Below are 16,126 nucleotides of genomic sequence, written 5' to 3'. Positions count from 1 at the left end.
TACTCCCAAAAAAACCCCTCGTGCGGAAACCTGTTGGTGCAACTACCACCTGCTGGGTAGATCGCGCAGTGAAACCGCTGTGCGGCCACCCTCCCCGCTACCCCAAAGGGATTAACCCGCCCTGAAGAGCCGCGCAAGGGGCCCCAGCCTACCCCCTTTGCGCACTTTTTTTGCAGCGCTGCTCAAATACCATCGGTCATGACCCTATCCACCGCTAGATTACTGCGAAGACGGAGAAAATAGTCATGAGTCAATCCAGCGGCCTCAATGTGTTTCATTGGGGCGATCCCAAAATAAAGACGCTGCACGTTACCTGGTTTGCGTTCTTCCTGACTTTCGTGGTGTGGTTTTCCCACGCTCCGCTGATGGTCTTTATCAAGGAAGCCTTCGATCTCACCAGCCAGCAGGTGAAAGCCCTGTTAATTCTCAATGTGGCACTCACCATCCCCGCGCGTATTGTGATCGGTATGCTGGTGGACAAGCTGGGTCCGCGCCTGGTGTACAGCGGCCTGCTGATCACCTCATCCGCAATCTGCCTGGGCTTCGCCACTGCAGACAGTTACCAGTCCCTGGCCCTGTTCCGCTTTTTGCTCGGCTTTGTCGGAGCGGGCTTCGTGATCGGCATCCGCATGGTGGGCGAGTGGTTCCCGGCCAGGCAGGTGGGCCTGGCGGAGGGTATCTACGGCGGCTGGGGGAATTTCGGTTCCGCCGCCGGTGCCATGACCCTGCCCACCCTCGCCCTGCTGTTCGGTGGCGAGGATGGCTGGCGCTACGCCCTCGGCCTCACCGGGGTGATCGCCGGGCTCTACGGCATCCTCTACTACCGCATCGCCCGCAATACCCCCAAGGGTTCCACCTATTTCAAGCCGAAGAAAAGTGGTGGCCTGGAAGTGACCAGCAAGCGGGACTTCTACTTCTACCTGCTGATGAATGTGCCCATGTACCTGGCGCTGGCGGCACTGGCCTACAAGCTCTCTCCCAGCGGGGTGGCCCTGCTCAGCCAGGAGGCCACCTACAGCATGTGGGCACTGCTGGTAGCCCTGTTCGCTTTACAGACCCGCATGATCTGGAATGTGAACAAAGAGCATCTGCACAAGGGGGTGCCGGAGCTGGAGAAATACAATTTCAAGCAGGTGGCCATTTTGGACCTGGCCTACTTCGTCACCTTCGGCTCGGAACTGGCAGTGGTCTCCATGCTGCCACTGTTCTTCCTGGAAACCTTTGAAGGGCTGAGCCCGGTGAAGGCCGGCCTGCTCGCTTCCGGCTTTGCCTTTATGAACCTGGTGGCGCGCCCCACCGGCGGCTACTTCTCCGACAAGCTGGGGCGCCGCCGCAGCCTGATGTTCCTGATTGGCGGCCTTGCGGTGGGTTACTTTGTACTGAGCCAGATTGACGGCAGCTGGTGGATTCCCGCCGCGGTGATCGCCACCATGTGCTGCTCCTTCTTTGTACAGGCCGGCGAGGGGGCGGTGTTTGCCATCGTACCTCTGGTGAAGCGCCGCATGACCGGGCAGATTGCCGGCATGGCCGGGGCCTATGGGAATGTGGGCGCGGTGACCTTTCTCACCGCCCTGTCCTATGTAAGCTACAGCCAGTTTTTCCTGGTGATCGCCGGGGCCGCCGCTGTGATCTTCTTTGCCTGCGTATTTCTGGATGAGCCCAAGGGCAAGATTGCAGAAGTGCTGCCAGACGGCACGGTGCAGCTGATTAGCGTAGAGTAATACCCCGAGGCGGCGGAGTGCTCCGCTTACTCTGTGCACCAGGTACCGCCACCGGAGGGGAATCGACAATGACCGAAACCGGCCCGACCATTTCCGCACAGTCCCCGGCTGCCGCGCCGCAAGCGCTGCTGCAGCTGCGCCACGGCCTGTGCAGTCGCGCCGGTATCAAGCCGCAGAATGAAGACTCGGCCCTGTTCCACTGGCCGCAAAGCCCGCACCTGCAACAGTACCTTGGTGCGGTGGCGGCACTGGCGGACGGGGTCAGTTCCGCCGAGGCCGGGGCCCTGGCCAGCCACACCGCCACCGGGCAGTTTGTGCGGGACTACTACAAGGTGCCGGACACCTGGTCGGTGGCCCATGCCGGGCAAAAGATCCTCGCCTCCATCAACAGCAAGCTGTACCGCAAAAGCCACGACTACCCCCAGCAGGAGAAGGGCTTCCTGTGCACTTTCTCGGCCCTGGTGTTCAAATCCCGCACCGCCCACTATTTCCATATCGGCGACAGCCGCATCTATCACCTGCGCAGCAATACCCTCAAGTGCCTGACCCGCGACCATAACATTACCCTGGCGCACCGCCAGCAGATGCTGTCCCGCGCACTCGGCATGGATACCGGCCTGCAGGTGGACTACGGGCAGGTGGACCTGGCTGACAACGACACGCTGCTGATCACCAGCGACGGCGTGCACGATTTTATTGACGGAGAGGTTCTGCGCGAACTGCTCGCGCAGACCCATTCAAGTGAACAGGAAAAAGCGGAAGCCCTGGTGCGCCTCGCCGAGGAAAACGGCAGCGATGATAATCTGTCGGCGCTGGTGGTGCGGGTGCAGGCACTGCCCCAGGCCACCCTGGACGATTACAGCCGCCAACTCACGCGGCTGCCATTTCCACCGGAGCTGGAGCCGGGCATGGTGCTGGACGGATACCGGGTGGAGCGGGAGCTGTTCTCCTCCCAGCGCAGCCAACTGTATCTGGTGTGCGATACGGCCTCCGGCGAAACCCTGGTGATGAAAACCCCCTCGGTGAATTACGAGGACGATATCCACTATATCGACCGCTTTGTGCAGGAGGAGTGGATCGGCCTGCGCATCCACAGCGAGCATGTGGTACGCCTGCATCGGCAGGAGCGCCCGCGCAGCGCACTCTACTACCTGATGGAATACGTGGACGGCATCACCCTGGAGACCTGGATTGCCCGCAACCGCTTTCCCAAGCCGGCGGAAGCCTTCCGTATTCTCAAACAGGTCGCGGCGGGGCTGCAGGCGTTTCACGACCAGGAGACCATTCACCAGGACCTGAAACCGGCGAATATCATGGTGGATCGCAGCGGCCAGGTAAAAATTATCGACTTCGGCTCGGTGTATATCGCCGGCAGCGCCGAGATCTTCCGCCCGCTGGAGCACCCGGCGGCACTGGGTACCGCCAGCTATTCGGACCCCCACTATATTCTCGGCCACAACAGCGGCATTCGCGGCGATATCTACGCCCTGGCCACCATTGCCTACGAGATGTTTACCGGGGAACTCCCCTATGGGGAGGAGATCGAGGCGTGTCGCTCCAATGCGGATTACGAGCGCCTGCGCTACCGTTCCGCCACCCAGTTCAATCCGGTAGTCCCCCTCTGGTTTGACCGCGCACTGGAGCGCGGCTGCAGTATCGACCTGGAACAGCGCTACCCCACCCTGGAGGCGTTGATACGGGACCTGGGCAACCCCAATCCGGACTATCTGCGCGAAGACCCCACAGATAAGGGCGACGCTTCCCTGTTCTGGAAAATCCTGTGCGGTATCTGGGTGATCACCCTGCTGGCGGTAGTGGCGCTCTTCTCCTCCGGCACCTAGGCTTTATCGGAGTCTGTGCCGCCCGTTATCCTCCAGCCCACACCCGCTATGCCCCGTGACACGGCCTGTATACCCCCGCAACAGTAGTGACCACAGACCCATTAACATGCGCCTCTCAGCGTACCGACACGGCATACTGCCATGACGGCAAGCCATCAGCACTGGAAGCACCTTAGGTCCTGCGCAATTGCGTCGATACCCAGGCGCGGTTGTGCGTGAAAGGTTGGCGAATTTCCACCACGATTGACCGGCAAAGCTCACCAAACCAGTTTTACCAACGTGACAGTTTGATTTTCCAGGCTCTGCCTTCGTTTATCTGCACAGTGCTGACTACGCTTCGACGATATATCGCTCAGGTAAGCCACATCCTGGTTACACTTTTTATAGAATGCCCAAGTTACCCACAAACTAAACTCTGAGATTTAATAAAAGCGATATTGAACTGCCAGTTTAAAGCTTTAAGGTTTTATTAACGGGTAGATCGCGAATTCGGGTTCCTGTTGCAGCAAATATCGCATTGGTCAATGCAGGGGCCACAGGCGGTACAGCAGGCTCACCGACGCCCGCAGGCGCTGCATCCGATCTCACCACTGTGACCGCAATGTCAGGACATTGCCCCATACGCAGTAAAGGGTAATCATGAAAGTTTGACTGCTTGATCTGCCCCTCCTGAAAGGTGATTTCTCCCATCATCGCCAAGCTTAAGCCAAAAATCACCGCGCCTTCCGTCTGCGACACCACCCTGTCGGGATTCACCACAAGCCCGGCATCAATGGCAGCGATTGCTTGCAATACCCTGAGAGTGGTATTTTCCACTTCCACCAAAATTGCAACGGCCACGTAGCTGGTAAAGCTGCGATGAACGGCAAAGCCCCAGCCCTGCCCTGGTTTGGCAGGTGCTTCCTTACTCATGCCCTGTTCAACCATATCAATCACCTGGTGATAGCGACCAATATCTACCGGATGACGTGACAGCTCTTCTCCGTAGTTACCATATTTGAACTGTTGACCGGCAAAATCCACTTGCCTGGGTTGACCCAGCATTTCTTTCCACATTTTTGGACAGGGTTTTCCGGCATTTTGTGCCAATTCGTCAACGAAGCTGCCAATCCCAAAAGCGTGTTGAATATTAGATACGGAGCGCAGCCAACCGATACGAGTATGCGCCTGTGCTTTCACCGCTTCACAACGATAGCTCGGCACTGTAAACGGAATATCGACAAAACCCAGATCGAGTTCTCCGGCAGAGGGATACTCTACGCCTTCCGCAAAAGTAGAACTAATGGATGGAAAGGCAGTGCGCTGCAGTATAGCCCCTGGCATTTTTTCATCATCAAGTTTTGCCTGGTAAAATTGAGCACTGATCGCATGCAGGTAGCCGTTTTGAATATCATCCTCGCGACTCCAACAGACTTTAACCGGCCGCTTTAACTTCTGAGACAATAGTGCGGCCTCTACACTAAAGTCCGGTTTGGATTTTCGTCCAAAGCCACCACCTAAAAGCGTGACGTTAACCTTTACCAACGCCTCTTCAAGCCCCAGGTTTGCTGCAACATTTTGCTGTGTGCTTTGCGGGGTCTGTGTCGATGCCCAAATCTCACAGCCATCAGTACTGACTGAAGCTGCCGCAACGGGAGGCTCCATCGGGGCATGGGCCAAATACGGCACCGTATAGATAGCCTTTAGAGAAGAATTTTCTGGCCAATCGGTGTTTTCGCTCCCTTGCTGGCGCGCCAATTTGCCAGGCTGTTTGACCCGCTGAACCAGTGTGTTCAGGTAACCTGTTGTGTCGTGGCTATCGTTAGCGCTCGCAGACCAAGTTATTTCAAGTGCTTTACGCCCCTGCAGGGCACTCCAGGTATTAGTTGCAATAACCGCTACACCACCCAAAACCTGAAATTTAGGCGCACCTTTGGGTGCCGGTAACTGAATGATATCCACAACCCCTGCAACCTTGCGCGCCGCGCTATCGTTCAGCTTTTCTACATCACTACCCAGAACGGGAGGCCGGGTTATACTGGCATACAGCATACCGTCCAACTGGATATCGTAACCATAGTTAGCTTCGCCAGAGAGCATCTTTTCCATATCGACAATCCTGTGAGATTTACCGATATGTTTAAACTCCTTGCTTTCTTTCAGCCTGATGGTATCCACTTCCGGCATGGGCAATTTGGAAGCAGCGATTGCCAGCTCACCAAAACTGAAACTGCGATCTGTTTTTGCATGCACAACCTGATGATTCTCAGCTTTCACTTCCCCAACAGGCACTTGCCAAGCATCGGCTGCAGCTTGTTCCAACATGGTTCGCGCCATCGCCCCCATTTGACGCATCCTGTCGTAATGTTTGCGTATACTGCGCGATCCGTCGGTGTTCTGGCTGCCATAGCGCTTATCGGCTAAACCTTGAACCACGACCACCTGTTGCCAGTCAGCTTCAAGCTCATCGGCGAGTATTTGCGGAATCCCTGTTCTAATACCCTGCCCCATCTCTGAACGATGACAAGTAAGGTAGACTTTATTGTCTTCACCAATAGCGATAAACAGGTTTAATCTCAATTCTTTGTTTTGTGCCAGTGCCATAGGACTCCAACTCAATCCACTTGCACCTAACACCAAACCCCCACCTGTTGCTCCAAAGAGTTTGAGCACATCCCGGCGACTGAAATTCTGCACAGCGGTAAAGGTACGCATTATTATGTTCTCTTCTTGGCCGTATCATGGATGGCGGTCCGAATTCGTGTATAAGTGCCACATCGGCAAATATTACCGAACATGGCAGAGTCGATATCTTCATCACTTGGTGATGGATTAGCAGCGAGCAATGCCGCTGCAGACATGAGCTGACCAGACTGACAATACCCACACTGTGGAACATTGTTATCACTCCACGCCTGTTTTAATTCAGCAAATTCAAGCCCTTCAATTGTGGTTACCTGCTTGCCCTGTGCGTGAGAAACAGTGGTTAAACAGGCTCGTGCAGGTTTTCCATCCAAGTGGACTGTGCAAGCCCCACATAGTCCTGCGCCGCAACCATATTTAGTGCCCGTCAACCCGAGCAGATCTCTGATGGCCCATAAGATTGGCATCTGGGGGTCGACATCTAATGTAAAAGTTTTGCCGTTAATGGTTAGTGTTAACTGCTCATCTGACATGGCTCGCTCCTTGGTATTCTTGCTTATTGCACCAACCAAAGCCCTGGATCGATAACGTAAGTGCTTTTATGGTTATATCTTACTTGACTCTTTGCCACACATTGGCATGGTGGTCAAGCATTTTAGACCGCCTCTTTTGCGTATCTCTGTATTGTTCTTCTGTTGCGTTCGGTGATACAGCATCATCATCTTGATGCAGTCATATCCGGCTGTAGTAGCTGATGACGCAATCGTTGATGACCTGCCTTGTTGCCGGGAACACTTACAAAAAACTAGGCTAGGTTCTCTGCAATCAATTGCTGCCATTTTTCAAGGTCAGCCTTACTATCAATATCCATGGTGATGCCTTCAATATTGATAACGGTCAATGCGTTGTGCGCAGACCGCTTTTTTAATAGGCTTTTTGCACCAATGTCGCCATCAAGTCTTGCCAGATATCCAAAATCTGAGGCATTAAATATTGCTGGTGTCCCAAAACTGTTTTGGTATTGAGCACAGCAGGTTTGCCCGCTCGATTGCCACGCGGCGATCAACTGCTGATAGTCACCTACCGTTACACCAATGTGATCGGCTAAAGCGATTAGTAACCCATCGGCCTGGATGACTTCCGCTTCCACAACCGCCGTTTTGATTGAGCTTGCAATGCCGCTTTTCCAGTAAGGATTCATCCGCTGGTTTACATCTGGTGGCAGTAATTTGGCTAAAACTTCTCGGTGCTCACCTAAAATCACTACCAGTTCTATCGTCGAGCCCGTTGATTGCTTTGTAGTTAACTGGTCGAGTTTATCGAGCGTTTGTAACAGCAATGGTTGACTTTTCACTAGACCATTGCGATTGATCACGCCAATGGCAGCTTGTAGCTTTATGCCATCAAACCTCCGGCTTGCACCAGCAGCCAGCAGCGCTATCAATAACCGCTTCGCTGGCTGCTTTGTTCGTTCCAAGCTGAATTTTTTCACGTCATGACCCGATCCAGGCTGGTTAATTCAGCTTGATGCAGCACGCCGTGACATTGCGCCAGGATACTCAAAGCGATGGATTCAGGTAACTCACCGCCCAGCGCCAAGCCTGCCGGCGCCGAAAAGACACCATGAAAATCCTGTATCGTGACCCCTGCTTTGCCGAGCACTTTATCTCGCCGGTGTGGAGGACCGAGCAACGCCACAAAATCGATAGTCGTCAGGCTTAATACCTGTAAAGCCTTTGCATCCAAATCCAGGTTATGTTGCATCACTATTGCCGCATCAAATCGACTCAGCACAGTGTCAGTCAGTTGTGTACTCTTTTGTTTTATAATCTGTGCATCAGGGAAATCATATTGACGGGCATAACTGGTTCGTTCATCAATCACTGTGACTCGCCAACCTAGTTGCTGGGCCATTTTTGTCACCGGCTGAGCATCCAAACCACCACCAAAAATCGCGAGGTGAAAGCGGGTGCGGCAAGGTATAACCAGCCTATGCTCCGACTCACCCTTTTTTGGGGCTCGTGTCACAAGAGTCGCTTCAGTAAAGCCACCCTTTGGATAATGCTTTTTTGCCGTGCTAACCACCTTGGCGACCAGTTCGCTGGAACCCGTATCTTGTGTAGGCAACACAAGTTCATAGAAAACCGGTTTTCCCGCATTCAAATACTCTGCAAGAAGAGGCAACTCAAGATAATGGTTCTCGCGGGTAAGGGGAAACAGCATTAACTCAACAATACCCCCACACCCCAGTTGATAACTGACATCAGTCTCATCACCTGCATCGTAAATGACCTGAATCGCAGTATCATATTGGATTGCACGTTGGGCGTGCCGTTTTAAATCGGCCTCTAAGCAACCACCACTGACTAGACCAATGCTCTTCCCTAACGGGTGAAACAACATCATGGCCCCTGCCTTACGATAGGCTGAGCCCTGAACTCTGGTGATCACAGCGAGCACCCAATCATCATAAGGTGCTGCCTGCCATTCACTTAAAAGATCTTCAATATGATGCGACATAACGCTGTATTCAAAGTACCTGAATATAACCTGCCACGTTAATCAAGTAACTAGCAAATTGAAAGCTGTTTTGTAGTGCCCATACACGCTGGCTGTGCAAATTTTCATCAGCTTTAGCGTTTATTGAACCACCAATAGAGTTCCAACCGGGGTCACAGTGTAGATAGGAAAGGTTCATCAAGCAGCCGTATTTTGGGTGGCACATGCGCTGGCGGGTCTTCAATACCGTCAATTCCCATGGCTTTTTCGTCCTAACTTTTACAGATTTCGATATCTTGGCTGAAAAACCGCTTCAATCGCTGCATCCACACTTTGGCTTGATATCACTATTCTGGCATCTTCACCAACCTGTGATTTCTTGCAGTTTAGTTTGCCCACCCCCTTCTTTGTTCTCGCTTCGCTAACGCCACATGCTACTGTTGCTTTAAATCACCCTGGGTTGTTAGAGGGAATTCAATTTGGGTGATACTGTCTGGACAGCCTCGAATTGATAATACAGGTCTCTATACATCCTCTAACAGAGGAATTTTTGATACGCTCAGATCCGTGCAAACTCTTTATTTTCCGCACACACTGAATGATATTGCTGCGATTCAGAAAGGGCATCTTAGTGTGAGACCTTTTGCCGATTCATATGCACCTTACTGCACAAAAGCTGATGGCAATCTCCTGGGCCATCTTAATTGTCATAACTTTATTACCACCATCAATGTCTAATTCGCCCACCACACTCGCATCTTTTCTGTTCGCCGATGCTGTATCAATAAAGGTTGTGTCGAGATACGAATATCCCTAAATGAAAGCTCTGCTTCAGCGGCCGTAGCCTCCGGTGCAGTTGTATTATTTTCTTCGATGCTTGCCGTGGTAAAGCTTATGAAACTGCTCAGGGCTGCAACAGCGAGTAAGCTCACAAGTTTCAACTTGATGATCCTATTAACCCGCCTGCCATTAAAGATATCCACGACTTTTACTTCGCTTGAATGTGACTGAACAAGCGGTCAAAATAAACAGATCAGCCCTTAAATACCTGACATCCTTAAGACTTATAGATGATTTTTTCTGAGGACGATTAATAATTTATTGTAGCGATCCATTAAATCCGGACCCCAATTGAGATAGTCAAGTCGTCACCTGAGACAGCGGTGTTCAATATGCGACCAACGTCATTCCCTCTTCCTGCAGCTCAAACTGGATGCTGCCCGCTTGGTCATGGATCAAGGTTATTCAGTATCTGAGACCGCCCGTTCACCGGGTGTGAGTGCCACGGTAGTCCTTCCAAAAAATAATTGAGACGGATTCAACCGGTCAGCGCATAAGCGTTATCGAGCAATCAGTCGATACGTTGCAATGTCAGATTAAATTCCTGTCGAATCTTTCTCAGCGGATGGGATTTCGGGACAAAGTGTTCCAGGTGAACGGTGGTAAACAAAGCTTCCTGCGTAATATTTGCGCCGCGCATACACTATCTCATAGTAAGGTATCGACCCGCGCAATATATCAAATCCTGTAAATACATGGGCTTTTTTCAATAGCCTGCTAGACGGCGCCGCTTTCCGCTGCGCCTGTATTTGCTTGTGAGATTAGACACAGCGCCAGCTGCATTGCTGGCCATGATTCGCTACAAAGTGAAAGAAACTGGTGGCGAGTTTGTCGTAACCCCCATTCAAAAGCTCAAGTCTTCACAGCGATGCCCAAGCTGTGGGCATACAAGCAAAGCGAATCGACTGAAAAGTGTCAAGGTATTTGCCTGAGATAAATGCGATACAAAAAGCGATGCTGATGCAGTGGGTAGTTTAACAATATTATCTATGCAATCGGTTTGGGTCAGAAGCCGGTTTATACGGGGATACCTGTGAAAGCACTTCTAAACATCGCTTAGTGGTGGTAGTTCATTTATGGATATCTTTATATTGAGAAGGTGCATGGCCAACAAAACGTGTAAAGGCCGTGCTGAATGCACTAGATGAGCCATATCCCAGCTGATGTGCAATTTCTTCTATGTTTAATTTCTCACTATTAAGAAGGTGTTTTGCCAATGCCATCCGCCACTGAAGTAGATATTTCATCGGCGTAACACCTAAAAGGTTCCTGAACTGAGTAAAAAAGGCTGAACGTGACATCCCTGCCTCATATGCCATCTCCTTAACAGACCAAACATGTTCTGGTTTGGCATGCAAAGCATGCAGTGCTTTACGAATATGAGGATCCGCTAGACCTTTAAATAAGCCATCACTACGATTTACTTCGGCGTTAGATCTAAATGCTTCAATTAGCACTAGCTGCAAAAGATGATCAATGACTGAATTACGGGCAGGTCGTTCTGCGTGTACTTCTTCCCGAACTAATTCCGCTAAAGTTTCAAGCCGCTTTTCCCCGCGAACAACAAACAGCTCAGGGACAAGAGATAGTAGCATGTGGGAATTGGGACTATTAAACCGACAATACCCCATAAGCTGCCTTAGGTTAACAGGACCTCCTGAAGTGCCAGTACGCCATACACCATCCTCGTGTAGAGTTGGAAAACTTCTAAAGTCGGGTGGAGCTGGTGGGTCCATGCTGGAAAACATATATGGAACCACATCGGGAACCAGGGCAAAGTCTCCGGATCGAAGCTCTACTGGCTCCATCCCGTCGACTTCTAAAAGTGCATGCCCCTCTAAAAGCATGCAATAAAATAGCCCTTTCACATCATCACGATATACACGAAAAACTCCTGATGCTTCGGCATACTTTGCGTCAAGAATTACCGGGCGCAACAGTGAAATGATATCGGAAAGCGGGTCTTTCACCTGGACTCTCGATAAAGATATATGTACTTATTATTATAGAAAATCCTATAGGCTTTGCCTATCCTATTATGAGAATTTGTAAGTCAATAGGTAAAACCAATATGAACTCTGTGATGATTACTGGTTGTTCTTCCGGCTTCGGGCTCGAAACAGCCCGTTTTTTCTTTGAGAAGGGGTGGCATGTTATCGCAACTATGCGTAAGCCGGATAATTCACTATTCCCCACTTCAGACCGTTTGAGTATCTTGGAACTGGATGTTACTGATCAAAATAGCATCGACCGTGCAGTGCGAGAAGCAGGGCCTATTGATGTGCTTATAAACAATGCGGGGATCGGGTATATGTCTCCGTTTGAAAATACATCGGATGAAATTGTTCATAAGCTCTTTGATACTAATACGTTTGGTACATTCAATATGGTCCGAGCAGTTGTACCGCAAATGCGTGGAAGAAAAGCTGGCACGATCATAAATCTGTCTTCAAGTACAACCTTAAAGCCCCTGACTTTTATGTCTACCTATACGGCGAGTAAGGCTGCAGTCACAGCATATACTGAATGCTTAGCACTTGAGCTGGCGCCATTGGGTATTCGAACAGTTCTTATTATCCCTGGCTTATCTCCATCAACAAGCTTTGGTAAGAATGCAGGAGACAAGATATCAAAATCTGGCGAGCCTGCTGATGAATACAAAGCGCTCATGGAAAAGGTTCAGTCTGAGTTCCAGCGTGAAATGTTAGTGCAAGAACTGACAAAGCCGGAAGATGTTGTTAATGCCATTTGGCAAGCTGTAACAGACTCGAACTGTCCAGTATGTCTACCTGCTGGGCCAGATGCAGTTGCACTAAGTCAATAGTTTCTATTCAGTCAATGTAAGACCACTTGAAGTCAGGAAGTCAGGAAGTCAGGAAGTCAGGAAGTCAGGAAGTCAGGAAGTCAGGAAGTCAGTCATAAATTGTATGCTCGATATCAATGGTTTATCGATATGTAGTGTGACGGTTAGTGATTTTTTAAAAAATCGGAGACACCATTTGATGTTAAAAAACACAGATGCAGCATACGGCTCTGTTGCAAAAAATAGTTCCATTGGCTAATAGCGCTTCTATTCCTGACTGCTTATATTAGCGTTTACTACAGGCACTGGTTTAGTGAAGAAAGAACTCCGGAAAGCTGGAACGCCCTGCAGATTCACTTATATTGCTGTACCGTTGTTCTTAGAAGTATTTGGAAATTCATTAATCGCAATCCAAGATCAGAGCCAGGATCAAAGATTGGACACATAGCGGCCCATAAAGCACATTATTCACTCTAGGCAATAATGATTGTGATGCCAGTTACCGGTTATTTGGGAACGGGAGTTAATACCGTGGTTTTCTCTTTTTTTGAAATTCCAAAATTTGAACATACAAAGCTATTTTCTTCGATAGTGAAAGAAAGTCTTAATTTGTCATTTAAGAACTTCAAGAGACCTTTAGACTTTATTTATAAAGCCCGTTCGGGTGAGTAGCTCGTATGGATGTTGATATTGCTCTATGTATTTGCCGCGTTGCACCACCATTTCGTTAGAAATAATGAAACATTGAAGAAAATGACGAATAAACGGTCGTGGATTTGATTGCGGGGCCGCATTAGCTTTTGCTCTGGCTAGCTAATCGCGTCCGTATCGTTCTCAAACAAACATGTGTAAATAAATTATTAGCTTTATGCCACCAATTAGGACATAACTCATGTATTCGGATTTATCGCTTGATCATTTTATGGAAGGGCTAAGAAAACGTAATCCCGGTGAACGCGAGTTTCATCAAGCGGTTTACGAAGTGGCTAAATCTGTTATTCCTTTTATTAAAGAAAATCCAAAGTATCAACAAGCTGGTATTTTACAGCGCATGACAGAGCCGGATAGAACCATCATATTTAGGGTGGTTTGGGAAGACGACCAAGGGAATTATCGCATTAATAGAGGCTGTCGTGTCCAATTTAATAATGCGATCGGTCCGTATAAGGGTGGGTTGAGATTTCATCCCTCGGTAAACTTAAGCATCTTGAAATTTCTAGGATTTGAGCAGACATTCAAAAACAGCCTAACCACGCTACCTATGGGTGCGGGAAAAGGCGGTTCTGATTTTAATGTCAAAGGGAAGTCTGATGCTGAGGTCATGCGATTTTGCCAGGTCTTTATGACCGAGCTTTCTCATCATATAGGTGCCAATACGGATGTGCCAGCCGGAGATATTGGTGTGGGTGCGCGTGAGATTAGCTATATGTTTGGTCAATATAAACGGTTAAAGCGAGAATTTACCGGTGTGCTGACCGGAAAAGCATTGGAGTTCGGTGGTAGCCTGATACGAACTGAAGCCACGGGTTATGGCAACGCTTACTTTATGGAAGAGATGCTTAAGCATCAAGATAAAAGCGTTGAAGGGAAAACCTGTGTGGTATCTGGATCTGGAAATGTTGCATTGTATTGTGCCGAAAAACTAAATCAACTAGGTGGAAAAGTTGTTACGTTGTCTGATTCCTCTGGTTTTATACACGACCCGGATGGCATTGATGAAGAGAAACTTGCCTTTCTAAAACAGCTCAAAATGGTACGCCGTGAACGTATCATAGAATATGCGAAAAAGTTCAGTTGTGAGTTTTATAAGGGAAAGCGCCCGTGGTCGATACCTTGTGATTTAGCATTTCCTTGTGCCACGCAAAATGAGATTAATCTGTCCGACGCTAAGGTTCTGGTAAGTAATGGTTGTAAAGCGCTATCTGAAGGTGCCAATATGCCTACCACTATAGAAGCTATTCAATACTTGCAGCAACAAAAACTACTGTTCGGACCCGGAAAAGCGGCAAACGCAGGTGGCGTCGCTATCTCGGGTCTTGAAATGTCACAAAATAGCCTTCGCTTATCTTGGACTGTAGATGAGCTAGAAAAACGGTTACAGAATATCATGAAAAATATTCACCGACAGTGTGTTGAATTTGGAGACAGCGATGGGTACATGAATTATGTAAAAGGAGCGAATATCGCTGGCTTCAAAAAAGTTGCTGATGCCATGCTGGCATATGGCGTAATATAATATCAAATACATACATTGGGAAGTACTATAATTTTTTTCACAAAAAAAGTTGGAACTTTAGAGGCCATCATCCACCTGTTTTTTATTCTTATATCGTCAGACAAACCATCTCTCTTTTATAAAAGAGATATTTATCAAAATCCTTTACGTTAATTTTTTCGCAATTCTTAATGGCTTGCAGTTTTGCTGGTATGGAAAATAACTGCGAAGCAAAAAACTTTATAAATGGTGAGCCTCACAATCTCAATCCAACACTGGCCCATTCGTTTTCGGAAGTTGCTTGGAGAAGCATTTCTTCCGAAGAGAGTCGGGCGAAGTGGCCAAAAAGAATTGAAACTACACAAGCCGAAGACGAAACAATTTTTTGTAACACTCAAGAAATCAAGCCAATATGCCATCGCGTACGGATTGACAAGTGCGAAGAAATTCGAAAAAAGACAAATTCTATTTACAAAATCCATAAACATCCTTGTCATCAAAGAGAAGACGACTTAGCCTTTAGAAAAGACGAAAAAGACATAACAAGTGGCTGTGCTTGGCTGCTGGGAAATGAACCTGGCTCCACACGCTTTAAGAAAATAGGAGTATTTTATGATATCAGTTGAATTCTTACTTACCTCTCTAGTCATTGTTCTTATTCCTGGAACCGGCGTATTATACACCGTTGCTACTGGCTTATTTATAGGGAAGCGTGCCAGTATGTCTGCTGCCTTTGGCTGCACTCTTGGTATTATCCCGTCTCTCCTTGCCAGCGTGATCGGCTTGGCTGCAATTTTCCATACCAGCGCTCTGGCCTTTCAATTTGTTAAATACGCTGGTGCCGTCTATTTACTTTACCTAGCTTTTGTTATGTGGCGCTCTTCCTCAACTCTTTCTATAGATAAGGGAAAATTCAAATCAAGCTTGACCGCAGTAGCAATCAAAGGTTTCCTTGTCAATATTCTCAACCCTAAGCTATCTATTTTCTTTCTCGCATTCTTTCCACAATTTGTATCGTCAAGTTCTGCCCAGCCTCTAGCTAACCTGCTTTTACTTGGCTTTGTATTTATGGTCATGACATTTGGTATTTTTATAATTTATGGCTTTATGGCTTTATGGCTTTATGGCTTTATGGCTTTATGGCTTTATGGCTTTATGGCTTTATGGCTTTATGGCTTTATGGCTTTATGGCTTTATGGCTTTATGGCAAGTGTCTTTAGTGAATCCGTAGCTCGCTCAGAAAAATTTAGTCTTGTCATACAGAAAGTATTTTCTGGTTGTTTCGCTGCATTAGGGCTTAAGTTGGCGTTTAGTGAGCGAGCATAGCGGACGGCTATGCTGCCAGGCAGCAAGTTTGATTCCAAATTTTCCTTGATGAGAACTGTCTCAAACCCAGAGGTAACTTTCTGTAACAATTGTACAACCAAAGTTTTGGATCAAGGTCATAATCAGCAGTATCAGATTCAACCCATCACTATTTTGAGCAGACACCAATTAAGGGAATTTATCGCTTGAGAGTATAAATAAGCCACCATGCGTTTACTGTATTACCAAACACCCAATCACTTGAATCGGCTATTGAGCC

The 16,126-nt window shown here is 48.6% G+C and carries 12 protein-coding genes and 1 pseudogene; 7 read left to right on the top strand and 6 right to left on the bottom strand.

The features are described 5' to 3' along the window. Positions 1-245: 245 nt before the first annotated feature. Both M8T91_RS01215 and M8T91_RS01210 read left to right on the top strand, forming a co-directional pair. Positions 246-1,721: a NarK family nitrate/nitrite MFS transporter gene (locus M8T91_RS01215; protein ID WP_301416031.1), complete on the top strand. Its 1,476-nt coding sequence runs from the start codon at positions 246-248 to the stop codon at positions 1,719-1,721. 68 nt (positions 1,722-1,789) lie between these two features. Then, entirely contained in the window at positions 1,790-3,562 is a 1,773-nt protein-coding gene (locus tag M8T91_RS01210; RefSeq protein WP_301416029.1) for a bifunctional protein-serine/threonine kinase/phosphatase, read from the top strand. A gap of 450 nt (positions 3,563-4,012) precedes the next feature. Here the strand turns inward: M8T91_RS01210 and M8T91_RS01205 are convergent, their stop codons facing one another. From M8T91_RS01205 to M8T91_RS19000, 5 genes and pseudogenes are all read right to left on the bottom strand, one after another. Then, the gene (locus tag M8T91_RS01205) at positions 4,013-6,256 is read right to left on the bottom strand and encodes a xanthine dehydrogenase family protein molybdopterin-binding subunit (protein ID WP_301416027.1); all 2,244 of its coding nucleotides are present in this window, start codon (positions 6,254-6,256) and stop codon (positions 4,013-4,015) included. A 2-nt stretch (positions 6,257-6,258) separates the two neighbouring features. After that, complete coding sequence (locus tag M8T91_RS01200; protein WP_301416025.1) at positions 6,259-6,717, bottom strand: (2Fe-2S)-binding protein; 459 nt, start codon at positions 6,715-6,717, stop codon at positions 6,259-6,261. A 272-nt stretch (positions 6,718-6,989) separates the two neighbouring features. After that, the gene (locus M8T91_RS01195) at positions 6,990-7,676 is read right to left on the bottom strand and encodes a nucleotidyltransferase family protein (RefSeq protein ID WP_301416023.1); all 687 of its coding nucleotides are present in this window, start codon (positions 7,674-7,676) and stop codon (positions 6,990-6,992) included. Beyond that, positions 7,673-8,704 (bottom strand): XdhC family protein, encoded by a 1,032-nt coding sequence (locus M8T91_RS01190; protein ID WP_301416021.1) that lies wholly within the window; start codon positions 8,702-8,704, stop codon positions 7,673-7,675. The genes M8T91_RS01195 and M8T91_RS01190 overlap by 4 nt, the downstream gene beginning before the upstream one ends. Before the next feature lie 1,333 nt (positions 8,705-10,037). Next, a pseudogene (locus M8T91_RS19000) lies at positions 10,038-10,163 on the bottom strand (IS5/IS1182 family transposase); the annotation flags it as partial. A gap of 151 nt (positions 10,164-10,314) precedes the next feature. On the opposite strand from M8T91_RS19000, the gene M8T91_RS18810 reads away from it, so the two are divergent. Next, complete coding sequence (locus tag M8T91_RS18810) at positions 10,315-10,455, top strand: zinc ribbon domain-containing protein (protein ID WP_367317781.1); 141 nt, start codon at positions 10,315-10,317, stop codon at positions 10,453-10,455. Positions 10,456-10,593: 138 nt separating this feature from the next. Here the strand turns inward: M8T91_RS18810 and M8T91_RS01185 are convergent, their stop codons facing one another. Beyond that, on the bottom strand, positions 10,594-11,493 hold the full coding sequence (locus tag M8T91_RS01185) for an AraC family transcriptional regulator (protein ID WP_301416019.1): 900 nt from the start codon (positions 11,491-11,493) through the stop codon (positions 10,594-10,596). Between the two features lie 101 nt (positions 11,494-11,594). On the opposite strand from M8T91_RS01185, the gene M8T91_RS01180 reads away from it, so the two are divergent. The 4 genes from M8T91_RS01180 to M8T91_RS01165 all read left to right on the top strand — a co-directional run bounded on the left by M8T91_RS01180 (position 11,595) and on the right by M8T91_RS01165 (position 15,867). After that, on the top strand, positions 11,595-12,347 hold the full coding sequence (locus M8T91_RS01180; RefSeq protein ID WP_301416012.1) for an SDR family oxidoreductase: 753 nt from the start codon (positions 11,595-11,597) through the stop codon (positions 12,345-12,347). 871 nt (positions 12,348-13,218) lie between these two features. Then, positions 13,219-14,562: an NADP-specific glutamate dehydrogenase gene (gene gdhA / locus M8T91_RS01175; protein ID WP_301416010.1), complete on the top strand. Its 1,344-nt coding sequence runs from the start codon at positions 13,219-13,221 to the stop codon at positions 14,560-14,562. A 191-nt stretch (positions 14,563-14,753) separates the two neighbouring features. Next, positions 14,754-15,167 (top strand): hypothetical protein, encoded by a 414-nt coding sequence (locus tag M8T91_RS01170; protein ID WP_301416008.1) that lies wholly within the window; start codon positions 14,754-14,756, stop codon positions 15,165-15,167. Beyond that, entirely contained in the window at positions 15,154-15,867 is a 714-nt protein-coding gene (locus M8T91_RS01165) for a LysE family translocator (protein ID WP_301416006.1), read from the top strand. The genes M8T91_RS01170 and M8T91_RS01165 overlap by 14 nt, the downstream gene beginning before the upstream one ends. The last annotated feature ends 259 nt before the right edge of the window (positions 15,868-16,126 follow it).

The organism is Microbulbifer sp. MI-G, from assembly GCF_030440425.1.
In the GTDB taxonomy this organism is placed as follows: Bacteria; Pseudomonadota; Gammaproteobacteria; order Pseudomonadales; family Cellvibrionaceae; genus Microbulbifer; species Microbulbifer spongiae.
This window is presented reverse-complemented; position numbering and strand designations above follow the sequence as displayed.

Coding starts and splice junctions, on each gene's coding strand:
- M8T91_RS01215 (WP_301416031.1), top strand. CDS start 246: ATGAGTCAATCCAGCGGCCTCAATGTGTTTCATTGGGGCGATCCCAAA.
- M8T91_RS01210 (WP_301416029.1), top strand. CDS start 1,790: ATGACCGAAACCGGCCCGACCATTTCCGCACAGTCCCCGGCTGCCGCG.
- M8T91_RS01205 (WP_301416027.1), bottom strand. CDS start 6,256: ATGCGTACCTTTACCGCTGTGCAGAATTTCAGTCGCCGGGATGTGCTC.
- M8T91_RS01200 (WP_301416025.1), bottom strand. CDS start 6,717: ATGTCAGATGAGCAGTTAACACTAACCATTAACGGCAAAACTTTTACA.
- M8T91_RS01190 (WP_301416021.1), bottom strand. CDS start 8,704: ATGTCGCATCATATTGAAGATCTTTTAAGTGAATGGCAGGCAGCACCT.
- M8T91_RS18810 (WP_367317781.1), top strand. CDS start 10,315: ATGATTCGCTACAAAGTGAAAGAAACTGGTGGCGAGTTTGTCGTAACC.
- M8T91_RS01180 (WP_301416012.1), top strand. CDS start 11,595: ATGAACTCTGTGATGATTACTGGTTGTTCTTCCGGCTTCGGGCTCGAA.
- gdhA (WP_301416010.1), top strand. CDS start 13,219: ATGTATTCGGATTTATCGCTTGATCATTTTATGGAAGGGCTAAGAAAA.
- M8T91_RS01170 (WP_301416008.1), top strand. CDS start 14,754: ATGGAAAATAACTGCGAAGCAAAAAACTTTATAAATGGTGAGCCTCAC.
- M8T91_RS01165 (WP_301416006.1), top strand. CDS start 15,154: ATGATATCAGTTGAATTCTTACTTACCTCTCTAGTCATTGTTCTTATT.